The organism is Sphingomonas sp. Leaf5, assembly GCF_001421155.1.
In the GTDB taxonomy this organism is placed as follows: domain Bacteria; phylum Pseudomonadota; class Alphaproteobacteria; order Sphingomonadales; family Sphingomonadaceae; genus Sphingomonas.
Genome location: NZ_LMJZ01000022.1, coordinates 147857 through 165849, shown reverse-complemented (window position 1 = coordinate 165849; position 17993 = coordinate 147857). Strand labels below are relative to the sequence as shown.

Sequence of the window (17993 nt, the reverse complement as noted above, 5' to 3'; positions counted from 1 at the left end):
CATGGCGGCGAAACCGGACCCGCTGGCAGGCTATAACGCGAAGCGCAACTTCGCGCGCACCGCCGAACCGGCGGGGACGCTGGCCAAGGGCAAGGGCAATCGCTTCATCGTCCAGAAACACGACGCAACCCGGCTGCATTATGATTTCCGGCTGGAGATCGACGGCGTGCTCAAAAGCTGGGCGGTGACGCGCGGCCCCAGCATCGATCCCGATCAGAAACGGCTGGCGGTCCGGACTGAGGATCATCCGCTATCCTATGCCGAGTTCGAAGGGGTGATCCCGGCGGGCGAATATGGCGGCGGCACGGTGATGCTGTGGGATACCGGCACCTGGTCGCCGATCGCCGGCAAATCGGCAAAGGATCTGGACAAGGGCCATCTTCACTTCGTGCTCGCGGGCAAGCGGATGCGCGGCGAATGGCTGCTGGTCCGGCTGAAGCCGCGCGGCAACGAAAAGCGCGAGAACTGGCTGTTGCGCAAGGTCGCCGACCCGCACGCGGGCGGCACCGACCTGCTGACCGATACGCTGTTGACCAGCGTCGCGACCGGGCGGACGATGGAGGAGATCGCCGCCGGCAAGCCATCGGTGAAGCCTACGAGGCCGACGAAGCCGACGAAACGGGGGAAGGGAAAGGTCGCGCGACCGGCCTTCGTCGATCCGCAACTGGCGAGCTTGGTCGATAGCGTGCCGGCGGGCAGCAACTGGCTGCACGAGGTCAAATATGACGGCTATCGCATCCTGATCGCGACCGGCGGCGACGGATCGCGCCTTTATACGCGGACCGGACTGGACTGGACGAGCAGGTTTCCGGACGTCGCCGAGGCTGTGCGGAGCCTGCCGCCGGGGCTGTTGCTGGATGGCGAGGTCGTGGCGCTCCGCGACGGCAAGCCCGATTTCTCGTCGTTGCAGGCGGCGATCAAGGACGGCGGCGATATGCGCTGTTTCCTGTTCGACCTGCTGGTGGATAGCGGAGGCGACCGGCGCGACGAACCGCTGGTGCGGCGCAAAGAGCGGTTGCAGGGGGTGCTGGCCGATGCCGATCCCCGGCTGGCCTATTCCGACCATGTCACCGGATCGGGCGAGCAACTGTTCGCGGCGATGTGCCGGGAGGGGTATGAAGGGATCGTGTCGAAACAAGCCGACGCCCCCTATCGCGGCACTCGGACCAGGGGATGGGTGAAGGTCAAATGCACCCACCGGCAGGAGTTCATACTGGTCGGCTGGGTGCCGAGCGAGGCACGCGGCCGGCCGTTCAAGTCGCTGTTGCTGGCGGTGCAGGGCGAGGATGGGTTGCGCTATGCCGGCCGGGTCGGAACCGGGTTCGATGCCGCGACGATGGCGCAACTGCGCGATGCGCTGGCACCGCTGGAGCGCAAGACGCCGCCGTTCGACCTGCCCGCCGCCGTCCGGCGGGGCGCGCGGTTCGTGACGCCGACCCTCGTCGCCGAGGTCGCCTTTGCCGAGTTCACTGCCGACGACATCGTCCGCCATGCCAGCTTTCTGGGCCTGCGCGGTGACAAGGCGGCCAAGGATGTGGTGCGCGAGACGCCGGCACCGGTCGAACGGGCATCGAAGGCGCGCATCACCAGCGCCGACCGGGTGATCTTTCCCGGCGACCGGCTGACCAAGGGCGATCTGGCCGCCTATGTCGAGGAGGTCGCGCCGCTGCTGCTGCCATGGGCGGCGAACCGGCCGATCAGTCTGGTGCGCTGTCCGCAGGGGCGCGCCAAGGCGTGTTTCTTCCAGAAACATGATGCCGGCAGCTTCGGCGATGCGGTCGACCGGGTCGAGATCGCCGAGAAGGATGGCGGGCGCGAACCCTATCTGTTCGTGCGCGACGCCGCCGGACTGCTGGCGTGCGTCCAGATGGGAACGATCGAGTTTCACGGCTGGGGCGCGGGAGTCGACGATGTCGAACGGCCCGACCGGATGGTGTTCGACCTCGATCCCGATGAGAGCCTCGATTTCGGCGATGTGAAGCGCGCCGCGCACGATCTGCACCGCCATCTCGCCGACCTCGGACTGGCAAGCTTCGCGATGCTGTCGGGAGGGAAGGGGGTGCATGTCGTCGTGCCGCTGACCCCCGATGCGCAGTGGCCAGCGGTCAAGGATTTTGCCGATCGCTTCGCCCGCGCGCTGGCGCAGGCCGAACCCGACCGCTTCGTGGCGACGATGGCGAAGGCGAAGCGGAAGGGCCGCATCTTCATCGACTGGCTGCGCAACCAGCGCGGCAGCACCGCCGTGCTCCCCTATTCGGCGCGGGCGCGGGCCGGCGCGCCGGTGGCGGCTCCGATCGCATGGCGCGAACTCGACGATATCGACAGCCCGGCGCACTGGACGATCCGCGACGCCGCAGCATTGCTCAAGCGCGCCGACAGCCGGCTGCTGGCCGGCTGGGGCGTCGCCGATCAGGTGTTGCCCGATCGGTAAGCTCTCGACGTCATCCCAGCGAAGGCTGGGATCTCCCGGTAACGGCGCGGGACAAGAACCGCATGAGGCCCCAGCCTGCGCTGGGGCGACGCGGTAGGGTCAGCCCGCCTGCCGCTCCGCCAGCGCGCGTTCCCATCCCAACGCGTCGCGGACGATCTGGTCGAGATCGGCATGTTGCGGCCGCCACGGCAGCGTCGACAGGATCGTGCTGTTGTCGGCGACCAGCGCGTCGGGATCGCCGGCGCGGCGACCTTCCAGCCGGCGGTCGATGGTCAGGTTGGTGACCCGGTCGACGGCGTCGAGCACTTCGAGCACCGAATAGCCGCGGCCATAGCCGGCGTTCATCGTGTGGTTGCTGGTCGGATCGGCCATCAGCAGGTCGAGCGCATGGACATGCGCGTCGGCCAGATCGCTGACATGGATATAGTCGCGCACGCCGGTGCCGTCGGGCGTGGCGAAATCGGTGCCATAGACGCCGACATGGGCACGCTTCCCGATCGCCGCCTCGACCGCGACCTTGATAAGGTGGGTGGCGCCGGCCGTCGACTGGCCCGAGCGACCCTTGGGATCGGCCCCGGCGACGTTAAAATAGCGCAGCGCAGCATAGTTGATCGGATGCGCGGCGGCGACGTCGGCCAGCATGATCTCGGTCATCAGCTTCGACATGCCGTACGGATTGATCGGCTGTTTCGGGCTGTCCTCGCGCACCGGCACGACCTCCGGGATGCCGTAGGTCGCGGCGGTTGAGGAGAAGATGAAGTGCTTCACCCCCTCCGCCACCGCGCTTTCGATCAGGCTGCGCGAGGCGGCGGTATTGTTGCGATAATATTTCAGCGGGTTCTCGACCGATTCGGGCACCACCACCGATCCGGCGAAGTGCAGGATCGCATGGACCTTGTGCTCGCGAAGCGCGGCGCGGACGGCATTGTCGTCGGCGATGTCGGCGACGACCAGCGCGGCACGCGAATCGACCGCCCAGTCGAAGCCGGTGACCAGATTGTCGACGACGACGACGTCATGCCCCGCATCGAGCAGCGCCAGCACCGCATGGCTGCCGATATATCCCGCCCCGCCCGTAACCAGAACCTTGCCATCGCTCATCTTGTCTGTCCCCGATTGTACCGCCGCAGCGCGCGCCTATCTCCCTGACAGAAGGAGATTACGCAATGGCTACCGAACAGGCGATATTCGCCGGCGGATGTTTTTGGTGCACCGAAGCGGTGTTTCGCGATGTGATCGGGGTCGAACAGGTCGAAAGCGGCTATATCGGCGGCACGACCGAACATCCGACCTACAAACAGGTCTGCGGCGGGAATACCGGCCATGCCGAGGCGATCCGGGTTACCTATGATCCGGCGGTGATCGGCTATGACGACATGCTCGACATCTTCTTTGCGACGCATGATCCGACGCAATTGAACCGGCAGGGCAACGACGTCGGCACCCAGTATCGCTCGGCGATCTTCCCGATGTCGCCCGAACAGGAAGCGGCGGCGCGCGCCGGGATCGAACGGGCGGGCGAAGGACGCGGCAGGATCGTGACCACGATCGAACCGCTGTCGACCTGGTATCCTGCCGAGGACTATCATCAGGAATATTGGGACGGCGAGGGGCAGCGTAATCCCTATTGCCTAGCGATCATTCCGCCCAAGCTGCAAAAGCTGCGCAAGAGCTTCGCGGCGCGGACGCGGAGCGCCGAAACCGCCTGATCCAGGCCGGACGCCACCGGAACCGATGGGATTTCGGTTGAGCGGCGGGAGCTGAATGGTGCAAGGGCCGTGCCAACCATGGTGCGGCCCTTGTGCTGTGTACGCAGAATTGCTATTCAGAACATGGCCTTGGGGGGCAGAGGACATGGGGGCGACGGATGACCCCGCGACGGCGGAACGGCTGGCGGCGATACGCGACTATCGCTTGATACAACCGACCGGCGATGCGGCGCAGGACGATCTGGTACGGCTGGCCGCACAGATATGTGCAGCGCCGGTGGCGCTCGTCACGATCATCGATACCGGTTGGCAATGGTTTTCGGCACGGGTCGGCACCGATGCGCCGGGCACGTCGCTCGACGACGCGATCTGCATCCATGCGCTGGATGCCGACGACATGCTGGTCATTCCCGACCTGTCGATCGACCCGCGGACGCGCGATAGCGGGATCGTTACGGCCGGCCCCAAAGTCCGCTTCTATGCCGGGGTCCCGTTGCGTCTGAACGGCGTGGCGACCGGTACGCTGTGCGTACTCGACGTCGTTCCCCGGCCGGACGGATTGAGCGACATCCAGCGCGAGATGATGCGCAGCCTGGCACGGCAGGTGGTGGCGATGCTGGAAATGCGGCGGTTGCTGGCCGAACGCGACGTTACGCTGGCGCGGATCGCCGATGCCGAAACCGCGCTGAGCGGCAACGAGCAACGCTGGCAGGGCCTGTTCCAGAATCTCGGCGACGGTTTTGCGCTGGGCAAGGCATTGCGGGACGACGATGGTCGCGTCGTCGACTGGCAGTTTTTCGACGCCAATCCATCCTGGTATGCGCTGTGGGGGATCGATCGCGCGACGATGCTGTCGAGGACCGGACGCATATTGGACGCGGCTGCTCCGGGAAGCTGGGCGGACGATCTGCACGGACTTCTGCACGACGGCACGCCGGTCGGGTTCGTCCATCATATCCCGACGCTGCGCCGCTGGTTTCGCGGACATTGTTTCCGCATCGACGGCGAACGGTTCGGTGCGATCCTGCAGGATATTACCGACGAGCGCGGTGCCGAAGGGCGACAGAGCGCCCTGATCGAACTCGGCGACGTGTTGCGCGACTGCCATGATGCCGCCGCCGTGGCGCAGGTGGCATCGGCGTTGGTCGGGAAGGCGATGAGCGTCGGTGGTGCCGGATTCGGCCGGATCGATGCGATGACGACACAGATCGACATCGGGCCGGACTGGACGACGGGCGACGGTCCCTCGCTCGCCGGGCAGCACGATCTCGTCGCGTTCGGAACGCTGCAGGACGAAATCGAACGGGGAGAGGCAGTGGTCGTGCGCGACGTACAGACCGATCCGCGCACGCTGCATCGGGCCGATGCCTTGCTGGCGATGTCGGTCGCCGCGTTCGTGATCGTCCCCGTGCGGCGGGACGGACGCATCGTTTCGGCCTTCGTGGTCCATGATCCGGCACCACGCCACTGGCGACCCGAGGAGATCGTGTTCCTGCGCAAGGTCGCCGACCGCGTCGAGGTCGGCATGGCGCAGGTCGAATCCGAAGTGCACCGGAACTTGTTGATCCAGGAACTGGCGCATCGATTGAAGAACACGCTGTCGATGGTGCAGGCGATCGCGTCGCAGACGTTGCGCGGGACGATCGCGCGCGAGCCGCTCGACGCGTTCGAGCAGCGCCTGCAGGCATTGGGCGTTGCCCATGACGTGCTGGTCGAACGCAACTGGGTCGGTGCCGATATGCATGCGACGGTACGGCAGGTGCTCGCCGTCTTCGGCTGCGACGACCGCATCTCCCTGTCGGGTCCCGACGTCGCGCTCGGCGCACGGGCGGCGCTGTCGCTGGCGCTGAGCCTCCACGAACTGGGCACGAACGCGGTCAAATATGGTGCGTTGTCGGCGGGCGAAGGGCGCGTCTTCGTCGACTGGATCGTGGAGGACGGCGTGCTGTGCTTTACCTGGCGCGAACGCGGCGGCCCTGCTGTCCGGGCGCCTACCCGCCGTGGTTTCGGGTCGAAATTATTGCGGCTGGGACTGACCGGCAACGGCGACAGCGATACCTGCTTCGAACCGGAAGGGGTCGTGGTGACGATGCGCGCCGCGGTATCGGCGCTGACCGGGGGCTGAAGGCTGCCGGTGCCGCAGAACCCGTTCTATGCGGTTGCAGCCAGTCCTGCTGCTACGAACAAAAGATACCCGGTCTTCGAAAACGAAAAAGGCCGCCCGGTGAGGGGCGGCCCATTCGTCTCGGTTCGAGAGCAGATGCTTACCGCACCGTCCCGCGACGCACGAGGTTCACGATCGCCAGAAGCACGACCGCACCGACCAGCGAATACAGGAAGCTGGTAACCGTAATGCCGTTGTTGATGTTGGCACCGGTCACGAAGCCGGCGATCACCGCGCCCACGATGCCGACGACGATGTTCAGGAAAATGCCCTGCTGCGCGTCCGTCCGCATGATGATGCTGGCCAGCCAGCCAACGACACCGCCCACGATCAGCCAGAGAATGATACCCATTTGACGTCCCTCCATTTGGTGCCTGCGACCCGATGCTGTGCGTACCGGGCGTACTGAGGGAAAGACTCTCAAGGGACTGGGTTGTTCCGCCTCCGTATTCAATGAATACCTTAATATTTGCGCTGCTGGCGTTCGTAGAGCGTTTTGTAATGCTGGATCCGGGTCACCCGCAGCCCCGGCATACCCGATCGGTCGACCGCGCGCTGCCATCCGGCGAACTCCTCCGCCGACAGATTGTATCGCATACAGACGTCGTCGACGGTGATCAGCCCGCCATTGACCGCCGCGACCACTTCCGCCTTGCGCCGGACGACCCACCGGGTCGTTTCGGCGGGCGGCAGCGTGTCGAGCGTGAGCGGTTCGCCGAGCGGACCGATCACCTTTGCCGGACGAATTTTCTGGTTCTCAATCATACTGGACCTCGAGCCGGGGTGGGAGACCCCTGAAACCTACTTTTTCGGTCATACTGAACACGGCTGAACACGAGCTAAAACGGCTAGGTAAACATGGTCTTCATTCGCGCGGCACCCATGCCGGATTGGCGATGGACCGTTGCTCCGCCACGATACGCGGGTCGAGCAGCGTCGCCGTCCAGCAGTTGAACGCGCCCTCGGTCGGGGTCAGCAGCGATACCGGCGCGCGTTTCCACGTCAGTTGCGTCTGCAACCGGGCCGTCGGCGTCGCCGCCTGCCGACCCGTTGCCGAAGCCAGCAACACGGCCAGCTCCGTCGGTAACGGTGTGACCGTGCTACCACGGTCGAAACGGGCGAAGCTCAGTTCCAATGCATCTTTCCCACATGGGTTTCGAACCCCGGTGCTACCCGACACACCTGAAGGTCCGGTAAATGACGTCCCGTTTTTGCAAGCCGGCCGCGAAAGGATTATCGGCGGCCCCATGAATACTGCTGATTTTCAACTCGAATCGCCGGTTGCCGCACGACGGATCGTCGTCGCCATGTCGGGCGGGGTCGACAGTTCGGTCGTGGCCGCGCTTGCCCATGCCACCGGCGCGGAGACGATCGGCGTCACGCTGCAACTCTACGACCATGGCGCGGCGGTCGGGCGGGCGGGGTCGTGCTGCGCCGGCCGCGACATTCGCGACGCGCGGGCGGTCTGCGACCGGCTGGGCATCGCCCATTATGTGTTCGATCACGAGACCAGTTTCCGCGAGACGGTGATCGACGATTTCGCCGATGCGTATCTGGCGGGACGGACGCCGATCCCGTGCGTGAAGTGCAATATGGGGCCGAAATTCACCGATCTGTTCGCGCTGGCGCGTGATCTGGGCGCGGATTGCCTCGCGACCGGCCATTATATCCGCCGGGCGATGGGCGCGGCGGGCGCGGAACTGCACCGCGCGGTCGATCCGGCGCGCGACCAGAGCTATTTCCTGTTCGCGACGACGCAGGACCAGCTCGATTTCCTGCGCTTTCCACTGGGCGGCATGCCCAAGGCGCGGGTACGTGAGATCGCCGCCGAACTGGGGCTGGGCGTCGCGGGCAAGCCCGACAGTCAGGATATCTGCTTCGTGCCCGATGGCGACTATGCCGGGCTGGTCCGCAAGCTGCGCCCCGAAGCGAACGAGGGCGGCGAGATCGTCGATCTGGGCGGACAGGTGCTGGGCCAGCATGGCGGGCTGGTCGGCTATACCGTCGGGCAGCGGCGTGGTCTGGAGATCGGCGGCCTTGCCGAGCCGCTCTATGTCGTGCGGCTGGAGCCGGAGACGAAGCGGTTGGTCGTCGGACCGCGCAGTGCGCTGGCGGTCGGTGCGGCGCGGCTGTCGGAGATCAACTGGATCGGCGGCGATCATGTCGGGCCGTTGACCGCCAAGGTGCGATCGATGGCGAAGCCGGTACCAGCGCGACTGGAGAGTGACCGGCTGGTGTTCGATGCGCCCGAATATGGCGTCGCGCCGGGGCAGGCGGCGGTGCTTTATGCCGGGGAACGAGTGCTGGGCGGCGGCTGGATCGAGACGACGGAGGCAGCGTAAGTCCTCTCCGGCACGGGGAGGGGACCATGCGCAGCATGGTGGAGGGGGCTGTCGGCATCCACGACGGTTGCGTTGCGCGGCCAACCCCCACCACCGCTGCGCGGCGGTCCCCCTCCCCGTACCGGGGAGGAACTTGCAGCATATCTCGCACCCGCCTACAGCCCGCGACCGATGCACCCCGCGCTCGCCCATGTCCGTGAATGGATCTTCGATCTCGACAACACGCTCTATCCGGCGTCGAGCAACCTGTTCGCCGAGGTCGAGGCGCGCATGGGGCAATATATCTGCGACCTGCTCGGCTGCGATGCGGCAGAAGCGCACCGGGTCCAGAAGATGCATTTTCACAATCATGGCACGTCGCTGTCGGGACTGATGGCCGAACAGGCGGTCGATCCGCACCATTTCCTCGATTTCGTCCACGACATCGACCTGTCGCCGCTGGTCCCCGATCCCGATCTGCCGCGGCTGCTGGCCGGATTGCCGGGGCGCAAGCTGGTGTTCACCAATGGCGATGCGCCATATGCGCAGCGGGTGCTCGACAAGCTCGGCCTGTCCGACAGCTTTGCCGGCATCCACGACATCCATGCCACCGCCTATCGCCCGAAACCGCATACCAGCGCGTATGACGGGCTGTGCGCAGCGTGGGAGATCGACCCCAAGGCCGCGCTGTTCGCCGAGGACATGGCCCGCAACCTCGTCCCCGCAAAGGAAGTGGGCATGACGACGGTCTGGGTCGACAACGGGTCCGAACAGGGGCTGCCCGTCGGCCGCGATCATATCGATTACATCACGCACGATATCGTCGCGTGGCTACGCTTCGTGGAGGAATCATGACCGACCTTGCTGCCCAGATCGATGCTGCATGGGAAAACCGTGCCGAGCTGACCGTCCATACGCAGGGCGAGGTTCGTGACGCCGTCGACGCCGCGCTGGCACTGCTCGATTCGGGCGAGGCACGCGTGGCCGAGCCGGTTGGCGATGGCTGGCAGGTCCATCAGTGGCTGAAAAAGGCGGTGCTGTTGTCGTTTCGTCTGAACGACAACCAGATCATGGACGGCCCCGGCGGCACCAACTGGTTCGACAAGGTGCCGAGCAAGTTCACCGGCTGGGGCGAACACAGGTTCCGCGACGCCGGGTTCCGCGCGGTGCCGGGCAGCATCGTCCGCCGCGGCGCGTTCGTCGGCAAGGGCGCGATCCTGATGCCGAGCTTCGTCAACATCGGCGCCTATGTCGGCGAAGGCACGATGGTCGATACCTGGGCGACCGTCGGCAGCTGTGCGCAGATCGGGAAGAACGTACATCTGTCGGGCGGTGCGGGCATCGGCGGCGTGCTGGAGCCGTTGCAGGCCGATCCGGTCATCATCGGCGACGGCGCCTTTATCGGCGCGCGGGCCGAAGTGGCTGAGGGCGTGCGCGTCGGCGAGGGTGCGGTGCTGTCGATGGGCGTGTATCTGGGCGCATCGACCAAGATCATCGACCGCGCGACCGGCGAAACCTTCCGCGGCGAAGTGCCGCCCTATGCGGTGGTGGTGCCGGGATCGATCGGTGGCGGCGACGGCAAGCCGGCGCTGTACTGCGCGGTCATCGTGAAGCGCGTCGATGCGCAAACGCGCAGCAAGACCAGCATCAACGACCTGCTGCGCGACTGACCGAAATTCCTCCCCGGCACGGGGAGGAGGACGAGCCGCGGGCTGGTGGAGGGGGATGTCCGCTTACGCAGCCGTTGCGTCGCGTGGCCAACCCCCTCCACCACCGCTTTGCGGCGGTCCCCCTCCCCGTGCCGGGGAGGATTTGGTACGGGGCACCATGACCCGCCCCCGCTCCATGCTTCGCACGTTCCTTCACGGTGAGGCATCGGGCGGGATCGCCCTGATGCTGGCGTCGGCGCTGGCACTGGTGCTCGCCAACCTGCCTGGCACCGCCACCGCCTATTTTCATCTGCTGCACCTGACCACCGGGCCGGTGCTGAGCGCCCGACATGGCCCTATGACGCTGCATCTGTGGGTCAATGATGCGGCGATGGCGCTGTTCTTCCTGCTGGTCGGTCTGGAGATCAAGCGCGAACTGGTCGACGGGCGACTGGCGACATGGGAGCAGCGCCGCCTGCCGGTGATCGCGGCGATCGCGGGCATGGCCGCGCCGGCGATCCTGTACCTCCTGGTCGCGCGATCGACGCCCGGCATCGCGCGCGGATGGGCGATCCCGGCGGCGACCGACATCGCCTTCGCCGTCGGCGTGATGGCGTTGCTGGGAAAGCGCGTGCCGGCGGCGCTGAAGCTGTTCCTGACCACGCTGGCGATCGTCGACGATATGGGCGCGGTCGCGATCATCGCGCTGGGCTATACCAGCGATCTCGATCTGACGGCGCTGGGCGGTGCGGCGCTGGTGCTGGCGATGCTCATCGCGCTGAACCGGGCAGGCGTGGTGCGGCTGGCCCCGTATCTGATCCTGGCCGTGCCTTTATGGTATCTCGTGTTCCTGTCCGGCATCCATGCGACCGTTGCCGGGGTGCTGGCTGCGATGACCATTCCGGTCAAACCGACACCGGGCGCGCCGGAGGCGATCGATTCACCGCTCCACCGGCTCGAACATGCCATTCACCCATGGGTCGCGTTCGCGGTCGTGCCGGTGTTCGGCTTCGTCAATGCCGGGGTCGCGGTGACGGGCGTGCCATTGTCGATCCTGTGGGCGCCCCTGCCGCTGGCGGTCGCGGTCGGGCTGTTCGTCGGCAAGCAGGTCGGCGTGCTCGGCGCGATCTGGCTGGCGGTGCGCAGCGGACTGTCGTGCCGGCCGGGCGATGCCAATTGGGTGCAGCTATGGGGCGTTGCGGCGCTGGCCGGGATCGGCTTTACCATGAGCCTGTTCATCGGCGGCCTCGCCTTTGCCGGCGATGCGGCGGCGATCGATCAGGTCAAGATCGGGGTGCTGGCCGGATCGCTGTTGTCGGCCCTGCTCGGTGCCGCGCTGCTGCGGTTCGCGCCGGTCAGGGGTAGATAGCGTCGACCGGCTTCTGACCGGCCATCGCCTTCGCCACGGCCTCTGCCTGGCCTAGCACGCGCAGGACATTGCCCTGCGCCAGCGCCCTCAGGTCAATGTCGGACCAGCCGCGCCGTGCCAGTTCGGCGAACAAGCGCGGATAGCCGTCGACGCCGCCCATGCCCTCCGGTCCGGTGCCCGAAATGCCGTCATAATCGCCGCCGATGCCGACATGGGCGCGGCCGGCGATCTTCGCGATATGGTCGACATGGTCGGCCATCGTCGCGGCGGTGACGCGCGGGGCAGGGTTGGCGGCCTCCCATGCCCTGACCGCCGCCGGCGTCTCCTTGCCGTAGCGATTGCCCGGCAGGCCCTGTGCCTTAGCAAAGGCACCGCGCCGATTGTCCCAGTCGTTCCACGCGCTCGACAGGAAGGCGGGATAGGCGTTGACCATCACCACGCCGCCGTTGCGGCCGATCGCCGCCAGCAGCGGATCGGGAATGTTGCGCGGCCGGTCGGCGATCGCGCGGGCATTGGAATGCGAGGCGATGACCGGTGCCTTCGTCGCCGCCAGCGCCGCCGCCATCGTCGCATCGGACACATGCGCAACGTCGATCAGCATCCCGAGGCGGTTCATCTCCGCCACCACCTGCCGTCCGAACGGGGTGAGGCCGTTTGCCTGCGGGGCATCGGTCGAGCTGTCGGCCCAGCCGACGCTCTTGCCATGGGTCAGCGTCATGTAGCGGACGCCGAGATTATAGAATTGTCGTAGAACCGACAGCCGGCCGTCGATCTGGTGCCCACCCTCGACGCCGATCAGCGAGGCGACGCGACCGCTTTTCGCAATCCGCGCCATGTCGGCGGCGTCGCGGGCCAGCGCCATGCGCGTCGGATTGGCGGCGATCATGCGGCGGACGATGTCGATCTGTTCGATCGTCATTTCGACCGCCTGCGGACCGGTGGTCGTCGCCGGAATCCATACCGACCAGAATTGTCCGCCGACATGCCCCCTGGCGAGGCGTGGCAGGTCGGTCTGGAGCGGTGGTTCAATGCGGCTGGTATCGGCGGTCAGATCGACAGCCTCGGCCGCTGCGTGATGCCCGTCGCGAATTTCCCAGGGCAGGTCGTTATGCCCGTCGATGATCGGCGTGCGCGCCAGCACGCGTTCGGCACGCCCGATGTCGGCGGCGGTCGGCGCAGGAGCCTGCGCGGCGAGCAGGAGCAGGGGAAGCAGCATCGGGGGGCAAGCTACCGCGTCGCGCAGGCGCGCGACAAGTGCTACAGCAGCGCCAGGTCATAGGCTGCGTGCATGGCCGAAGGGAGATGCGCCGATGGTTCCCCTGTTGCTGTTGCTTGCCGGACAGACCGCGACCCCCGCCGTCCCGATCGACGCGCCGCCAGAGCGAATTTCGATCCTCGTCGATCCGTGTGCGTCGGCGCGGCGCAATTCGCAGGACGACGAAATCCTCGTCTGCGGCAAGGGGGTGCAGACGCCGCGGCTTCCGCTGCCATCCGAACGCACGCCGCCCGACCGGCCGCTGCCGTCCAATCCCTATGCCGACGGGCGCGGGGCGATGGCGGCGACGTCCAGTCCGTGTGCGACGCTGTCGGAAGGATGTACGACCGGGGTCGATATTTTTGGCGGGGGCACCTTCCTCATCCGCGCGGTCGGCAAGCTGATCGATCCGAACAGTTGCTGCGAAGAACCCGGCGAGGCGACGAGTTTCGGTAAGCTGATCGGCGATGTCGTGCGCGGCGTGAAGGGCAGGCCGTCTAAGAAGGAGCGGGCCAAGCGGATCGCGATCCCGCTCGATCCGGCGGTGCCGTTGCCGTTGCCGGTGGCGGCAGCGAAGTAAGGGGTTGATGGTGCGATCGGGCTGTAATTCCTCCCCGGCACGGGGAGGGGGACCAACGTAGCTGGTGGAGGGGGCGGGCGCGGAACGCTTCCGTCCCGTTGGCGGACAGCCCCCTCCGCCATGCTATGCATGGTCCCCCTCCCCGTGCCTGGAGGATCGGGGGCTCGTTCGTTGCAGGGGCCATCGGTTCCACGACGACCTCTGGGCGCAGTGCTCGACTGGACGGGTTTGCTCGACAAAGGGCCGACGCGGGAGTGAATCCCGCGTCGTCGGTCGTTGCGATGGCGACGCCGGCCGGCCGTCGCTTTGTGCGCTTGGGGCTTTGCCCCTTGCGCACCGTTCAGCAGCTTGCGCTGCTTCGCTCAAAGCTTGGCAGTCAGCTCCGGCACCAGCGTGAAAAGATCCCCGACCAGCCCGACATCGGCGACCTGAAAGATCGGTGCGTCCTCGTCCTTGTTGATCGCGACGATGACCTTCGAATCCTTCATCCCCGCCAGATGCTGGATCGCGCCCGAAATGCCGACCGCGATATAGACTTCCGGCGCGACGATCTTGCCGGTCTGGCCGACCTGATAGTCGTTGGGCGCATAGCCGGCATCGACCGCCGCACGCGATGCGCCGACGGCGGCGTTGAGCTTGTCGGCGAGCGGATCGATCAGCGCATGGAATTGCTCTTCCGATCCCAGCGCGCGACCGCCGGAGACGATGATCTTGGCGCTGGTCAGTTCGGGTCGTTCCGACGCGGCGATTTCCGCACCGACGAATTTGGACACGCCCTTGTCACCGGTCGAGGTAACCGCCTCGACGATGGCCGATCCGCCGGTCGCTTCCGCCTTGTCGAACGCCGTGCCGCGTACCGTCAGCACCAGCTTGGGATCGCTGGTCTTCACCGTCGCGATCGCGTTGCCGGCGTAGATCGGGCGGGTGAAGCTGTCCGGCCCCTCGACCGACAGGATTTCGCTGATCTGCATCACGTCGAGCAGCGCGGCGACACGCGGCGCGATGTTCTTGCCCGTCGTCGTCGCGGTCGCGACGAACGCGTCGTGGCTGCCCATCAGGTCGACGACCAGCGGTGCGACATTCTCGGCAAGGTTGTGGGCAAAGGCGGCGTCGTCGGCGACCAGCACCCGTGCGACGCCGGCGATCTGCGCAGCGGCCTGTGCGACGGCATCGACGCCTTGCCCTGCGACCAGTGCCTCGACCTCGCCCAGCCTGGCGGCGGCAGTGACGGCGGCATAGGTCGCGTCCTTGACCACCTGTCCGTCATGTTCGACCCAAACCAGCGTCTTCATGCGACCACTCCCAGCGTCTTCAACTTGCCGACCAGTTCGTCGACATCGGCGACCTTGACCCCGGCCTGCCGCTTCGACGGTTCCTCGACCTTCACCGTCGTCAGCCGCGGCGTCACGTCCACGCCAATATCCGCCGCCGTCTTGGCCGCAAGCGGCTTCGACTTGGCCTTCACGATGTTGGGCAGCGACGCATAGCGCGGCTCGTTCAGGCGCAGGTCGGTGGTGACGATCGCCGGCAGGTTGAGCGCGACCGTCTCCAGCCCGCCATCGACCTCGCGCGTGACGTTGACCGTCTCGCCCGACACCTCAACCTTGCTGGCGAAGGTGCCCTGCGGGTAGCCGGTCAGCGCCGCCAGCATCTGGCCGGTCTGGTTGTTGTCGTCGTCGATCGCCTGCTTGCCGAGGATCACCAGGCCGGGCTGTTCCTCGTCCACGATCGCCTTCAGCAGCTTGGCAACGCCCAGCGGCTCGACCTTCGCGTCGGTGACGACATGGATCGCACGGTCGGCGCCCATCGCCAACGCGGTGCGCAGCGTGTCCTTCGCCTTTTCCTCGCCGATCGAGACGACGACGATCTCGGTCGCCACGCCCTTTTCCTTGCACCGGATCGCTTCCTCGACCGCGATCTCGTCGAACGGGTTCATGCTCATCTTGACGTTGGCGAGGTCGACCCCGCTCCCGTCGGCTTTCACACGGGGCTTCACATTGTAATCAAGCACACGCTTGACCGGTACCAGCACCTTCATGGGCACTCCCTCTCAAAACGTCTTGCGCGGTGGCATCGCGCGTTTCTGTGGCGGTTTTGCGTGGGTTTCGCAAGTCCGGTATGGAAACGCCGGGACGCCGTAGCGGCAGGCGGCGACCCTAGACCGAATCACCTTGCCTCCCCAACGAAAAAGGGCCCGGACGTTTCCGCCCGGACCCCATTTCCGCCGGGTCTAGCGCTTACAGCAGCCGGACCAGAGCCATCACGACCAAGGCACCGGCCGCTGCTCCCTTGGCAAACGACCATGCCAGTCGCGTGCCGCCGGGTGCGCGCCGGACCGCCATGGATCAGGCGGCCTTCTGCACTTCCGCGACGATCTTCTTGGCGGCATCGCCCAGATCGTTGGCCGGAACGATCGCCAGACCGCTGTTCGCCAGAATGTCCTTGCCGGCCTGCACGTTGGTGCCTTCCAGGCGGACGACCAGTGGCACCGACAGGTTCACTTCCTTCGCGGCGGCGACGATGCCCTCCGCGATGATGTCGCACTTCATGATCCCGCCAAAGATGTTGACGAGGATGCCCTTCACCGCCGGATCGGCGAGAATGATCTTGAACGCGGCGGTGACCTTTTCCTTGTTCGCGCCGCCGCCGACGTCGAGGAAGTTGGCCGGGAACATGCCGTTCAGCTTGATGATGTCCATCGTCGCCATCGCGAGGCCGGCACCGTTGACCATGCAGCCGATATCGCCGTCGAGCTTGATGTAGGCGAGGTCGTACTTCGACGCCTCCAGCTCCATCGCGTCTTCTTCGGTGGTGTCGCGCAGTTCCATCAGGTCCTTGTGACGGAACATGGCGTTGCCGTCGAAGGCGACTTTGGCATCGAGCACGACCAGCTGGCCTTCCTCGGTGACGGCGAGCGGGTTGATTTCGATCTGCTCGGCATCGGTGCCGAGGAACGCGTCGTACAGCTTCGACGCGACGCTGGCGGCCTGCTTGGCGAGGTCGCCCTTCAGTTCGAGCGCGGCGGCGATGGCGCGGCCATGGTGCGGCATGAAGCCGGTCGCGGAATCGATGTCGATCGAATGGATCTTCTCGGGCGTGTCATGGGCGACCGCTTCGATATCCATGCCGCCTTCGGTGCTGGCGACCATCGACACGCGGCCGGTGGCGCGGTTGACGAGCAGCGCGAGGTAGAATTCCTTGGCGATGTTCGCGCCGTCGGTCACGTACAGTCGGTTGACCTGCTTGCCCGCGTCGCCGGTCTGGATCGTGACCAGCGTGTTGCCGAGCATGTCGGTCGCGTGCGCGCGTACTTCGTCGAGGTTCCAGGCGAGGCGGACGCCGCCCTTGGCATCCGGGCCGAGTTCGACGAACTTGCCCTTGCCGCGGCCACCGGCGTGGATCTGCGACTTGACGACATAGAGCGGCCCGGGGAGCTTGCCGGCGGCTTCGACGGCTTCGTCGACGGTCATCGCCGAGAAGCCGGCGGGCACGGGCACGCCGAACTTCGCGAGCAGTTCCTTGGCCTGATATTCGTGAATGTTCATGGATTCGCCTTCCGCCTCTCGGGTGGGTGTCTGGTAAGTTGGCAAAGTTGCCACGCCTAAAGCACATGCCGACCGCCGAATCCAGTGGTAAACTGGCTTAATGCAACTGCGTCGCAGGTGCTTTACTGCAGGCCGGTCGCGCAGAGCGCCGCCGAACTGCCGGTTACCGCAAGGATTTTGGGATCGCCGAGCGCCCGCAGCCGCCGCAGAAACGCCGGCAGGTCGTTGGCATCGCGCGCGGCGGGCAGGTCGGACAGCCGCAACAATCGGGCGAGGCTGAGCCGGTCGACCATGTCCCGCCCCCTGCAACCCGCTGCGCAACCGCGCCTAGGGCACGGCGCAGCCGGCGAGTGCGAGGGTCAGGAGGAACGGGACGGGAAGGCGTCGCAATGTCATCGCCGAGCCGCTATAGCCGCTGGATGCACTGGGCAATCGCCATCCCGATCGTCGTCGCGCCCATGGCCGTCATGGCCGTCATGGCGGGGTTCGCGGCACGGGTCGCCTGTCCCGCGGATCGCCCACCGATGCGTCGGCGGGTCCGCGTGGCGACCGCGCCGTTCTGCGAGCGGGGCGACCACCGATGACGCCGGAAGGCTGGCAGGCCCGGGCGCTGTCATGGGCGCTGGCGATCTTTGCCACGCTGGCGATGGTCGGCGCGGTCGCGACCATGTCGACCGATGGCGGAACGTCGCGTCCCGGCGCGGAAGTTGACACCGGCGACGTGCAGCGGGTCGATCCGCGCACCGGCGTGCCGATGCCGCCGCTGCCGCCGGCCCCGTTCACCACCGGCGCGCCGCGGGTCGAAACGCCGCAGAGCATCGCGATCGCCCGGCAGGCCGATGCCACCCGCGCCGTTGCGCGCTGGCTGGAGGTGCTGACCTATGCGGTGCTGGCGCTGGTCGCGGTGATGGCGGTCGGAGTGCTGGCGCTGTTCCGCATCGCGCAGAAGCTGGGCGAGCGGCGCGACTGA

Annotated in this window: 19 protein-coding genes; 10 read left to right on the top strand and 9 right to left on the bottom strand. The window is 66.5% G+C overall.

Annotation, left to right across the window (positions count from 1 at the left end):
- Window position 1: 1 nt before the first annotated feature.
- The gene (gene ligD / locus ASE50_RS15325; RefSeq protein ID WP_056402424.1) at window positions 2-2431 is read left to right on the top strand and encodes a DNA ligase D; all 2430 of its coding nucleotides are present in this window, start codon (window positions 2-4) and stop codon (window positions 2429-2431) included.
- Between the two features lie 99 nt (window positions 2432-2530).
- Here ligD and galE read toward each other — a convergent pair whose 3' ends face one another.
- The gene (gene galE / locus ASE50_RS15320; RefSeq protein WP_056402421.1) at window positions 2531-3532 is read right to left on the bottom strand and encodes a UDP-glucose 4-epimerase GalE; all 1002 of its coding nucleotides are present in this window, start codon (window positions 3530-3532) and stop codon (window positions 2531-2533) included.
- Between the two features lie 65 nt (window positions 3533-3597).
- On the opposite strand from galE, the gene msrA reads away from it, so the two are divergent.
- Window positions 3598-4140: a peptide-methionine (S)-S-oxide reductase MsrA gene (gene msrA, locus ASE50_RS15315; RefSeq protein WP_056402418.1), complete on the top strand. Its 543-nt coding sequence runs from the start codon at window positions 3598-3600 to the stop codon at window positions 4138-4140.
- Between the two features lie 145 nt (window positions 4141-4285).
- A complete protein-coding gene (locus tag ASE50_RS15310; protein ID WP_056402415.1) occupies window positions 4286-6265 on the top strand; it encodes a GAF domain-containing protein in 1980 nt (659 codons plus the stop codon).
- A gap of 139 nt (window positions 6266-6404) precedes the next feature.
- Here ASE50_RS15310 and ASE50_RS15305 read toward each other — a convergent pair whose 3' ends face one another.
- The 3 genes from ASE50_RS15305 to ASE50_RS19290 form a co-directional block, all read right to left on the bottom strand.
- Complete coding sequence (locus ASE50_RS15305) at window positions 6405-6656, bottom strand: GlsB/YeaQ/YmgE family stress response membrane protein (RefSeq protein WP_055999105.1); 252 nt, start codon at window positions 6654-6656, stop codon at window positions 6405-6407.
- Between the two features lie 110 nt (window positions 6657-6766).
- Window positions 6767-7069, bottom strand: coding sequence for a DUF1153 domain-containing protein (locus ASE50_RS15300; protein ID WP_055999108.1), 303 nt, complete (start codon window positions 7067-7069; stop codon window positions 6767-6769).
- A gap of 100 nt (window positions 7070-7169) precedes the next feature.
- Window positions 7170-7373 carry a hypothetical protein gene (locus ASE50_RS19290; RefSeq protein ID WP_200909560.1) on the bottom strand — a complete coding sequence of 68 codons (204 nt, stop codon included), beginning with the start codon at window positions 7371-7373 and terminating at the stop codon, window positions 7170-7172.
- 178 nt (window positions 7374-7551) lie between these two features.
- Between ASE50_RS19290 and mnmA the strand changes: the two genes are divergently transcribed.
- The 4 genes from mnmA (at window position 7552) to nhaA (ending at window position 11643) form a co-directional block, all read left to right on the top strand.
- Window positions 7552-8646, top strand: a complete 1095-nt coding sequence (mnmA, locus tag ASE50_RS15290; RefSeq protein ID WP_056402412.1) for a tRNA 2-thiouridine(34) synthase MnmA — start codon at window positions 7552-7554, stop codon at window positions 8644-8646.
- A gap of 171 nt (window positions 8647-8817) precedes the next feature.
- Window positions 8818-9480: a pyrimidine 5'-nucleotidase gene (locus ASE50_RS15285; RefSeq protein WP_056402409.1), complete on the top strand. Its 663-nt coding sequence runs from the start codon at window positions 8818-8820 to the stop codon at window positions 9478-9480.
- A complete protein-coding gene (gene dapD, locus ASE50_RS15280) occupies window positions 9477-10295 on the top strand; it encodes a 2,3,4,5-tetrahydropyridine-2,6-dicarboxylate N-succinyltransferase (protein WP_056402406.1) in 819 nt (272 codons plus the stop codon). Before ASE50_RS15285 ends, dapD begins: the two co-directional genes overlap by 4 nt.
- Window positions 10296-10452: 157 nt before the next feature.
- Entirely contained in the window at window positions 10453-11643 is a 1191-nt protein-coding gene (gene nhaA / locus ASE50_RS15275) for a Na+/H+ antiporter NhaA (RefSeq protein WP_056402403.1), read from the top strand.
- Here the strand turns inward: nhaA and ASE50_RS15270 are convergent.
- The gene (locus ASE50_RS15270) at window positions 11630-12859 is read right to left on the bottom strand and encodes a dipeptidase (RefSeq protein WP_056402401.1); all 1230 of its coding nucleotides are present in this window, start codon (window positions 12857-12859) and stop codon (window positions 11630-11632) included. The two genes, nhaA and ASE50_RS15270, sit on opposite strands and share 14 nt — an antisense overlap.
- A gap of 94 nt (window positions 12860-12953) precedes the next feature.
- Between ASE50_RS15270 and ASE50_RS15265 the strand changes: the two genes are divergently transcribed.
- On the top strand, window positions 12954-13478 hold the full coding sequence (locus ASE50_RS15265) for a hypothetical protein (protein ID WP_056402398.1): 525 nt from the start codon (window positions 12954-12956) through the stop codon (window positions 13476-13478).
- 362 nt (window positions 13479-13840) lie between these two features.
- Here the strand turns inward: ASE50_RS15265 and ASE50_RS15260 are convergent, their stop codons facing one another.
- From ASE50_RS15260 to ASE50_RS19540, 4 genes are all read right to left on the bottom strand, one after another.
- A complete protein-coding gene (locus ASE50_RS15260; protein WP_056402395.1) occupies window positions 13841-14770 on the bottom strand; it encodes an electron transfer flavoprotein subunit alpha/FixB family protein in 930 nt (309 codons plus the stop codon).
- A complete protein-coding gene (locus tag ASE50_RS15255; protein ID WP_056402390.1) occupies window positions 14767-15516 on the bottom strand; it encodes an electron transfer flavoprotein subunit beta/FixA family protein in 750 nt (249 codons plus the stop codon). The genes ASE50_RS15260 and ASE50_RS15255 overlap by 4 nt, the downstream gene beginning before the upstream one ends.
- Window positions 15517-15823: 307 nt before the next feature.
- Window positions 15824-17023, bottom strand: a complete 1200-nt coding sequence (gene sucC / locus ASE50_RS15250; protein WP_055999141.1) for an ADP-forming succinate--CoA ligase subunit beta — start codon at window positions 17021-17023, stop codon at window positions 15824-15826.
- A gap of 122 nt (window positions 17024-17145) precedes the next feature.
- The gene (locus tag ASE50_RS19540; protein WP_235512384.1) at window positions 17146-17316 is read right to left on the bottom strand and encodes a hypothetical protein; all 171 of its coding nucleotides are present in this window, start codon (window positions 17314-17316) and stop codon (window positions 17146-17148) included.
- A gap of 96 nt (window positions 17317-17412) precedes the next feature.
- Between ASE50_RS19540 and ASE50_RS15245 the strand changes: the two genes are divergently transcribed.
- Together ASE50_RS15245 and ASE50_RS15240 are read left to right on the top strand one after the other, a co-directional pair.
- Window positions 17413-17607 (top strand): hypothetical protein, encoded by a 195-nt coding sequence (locus tag ASE50_RS15245; protein ID WP_056402387.1) that lies wholly within the window; start codon window positions 17413-17415, stop codon window positions 17605-17607.
- Entirely contained in the window at window positions 17604-17993 is a 390-nt protein-coding gene (locus ASE50_RS15240; protein ID WP_056402384.1) for a hypothetical protein, read from the top strand. Before ASE50_RS15245 ends, ASE50_RS15240 begins: the two co-directional genes overlap by 4 nt.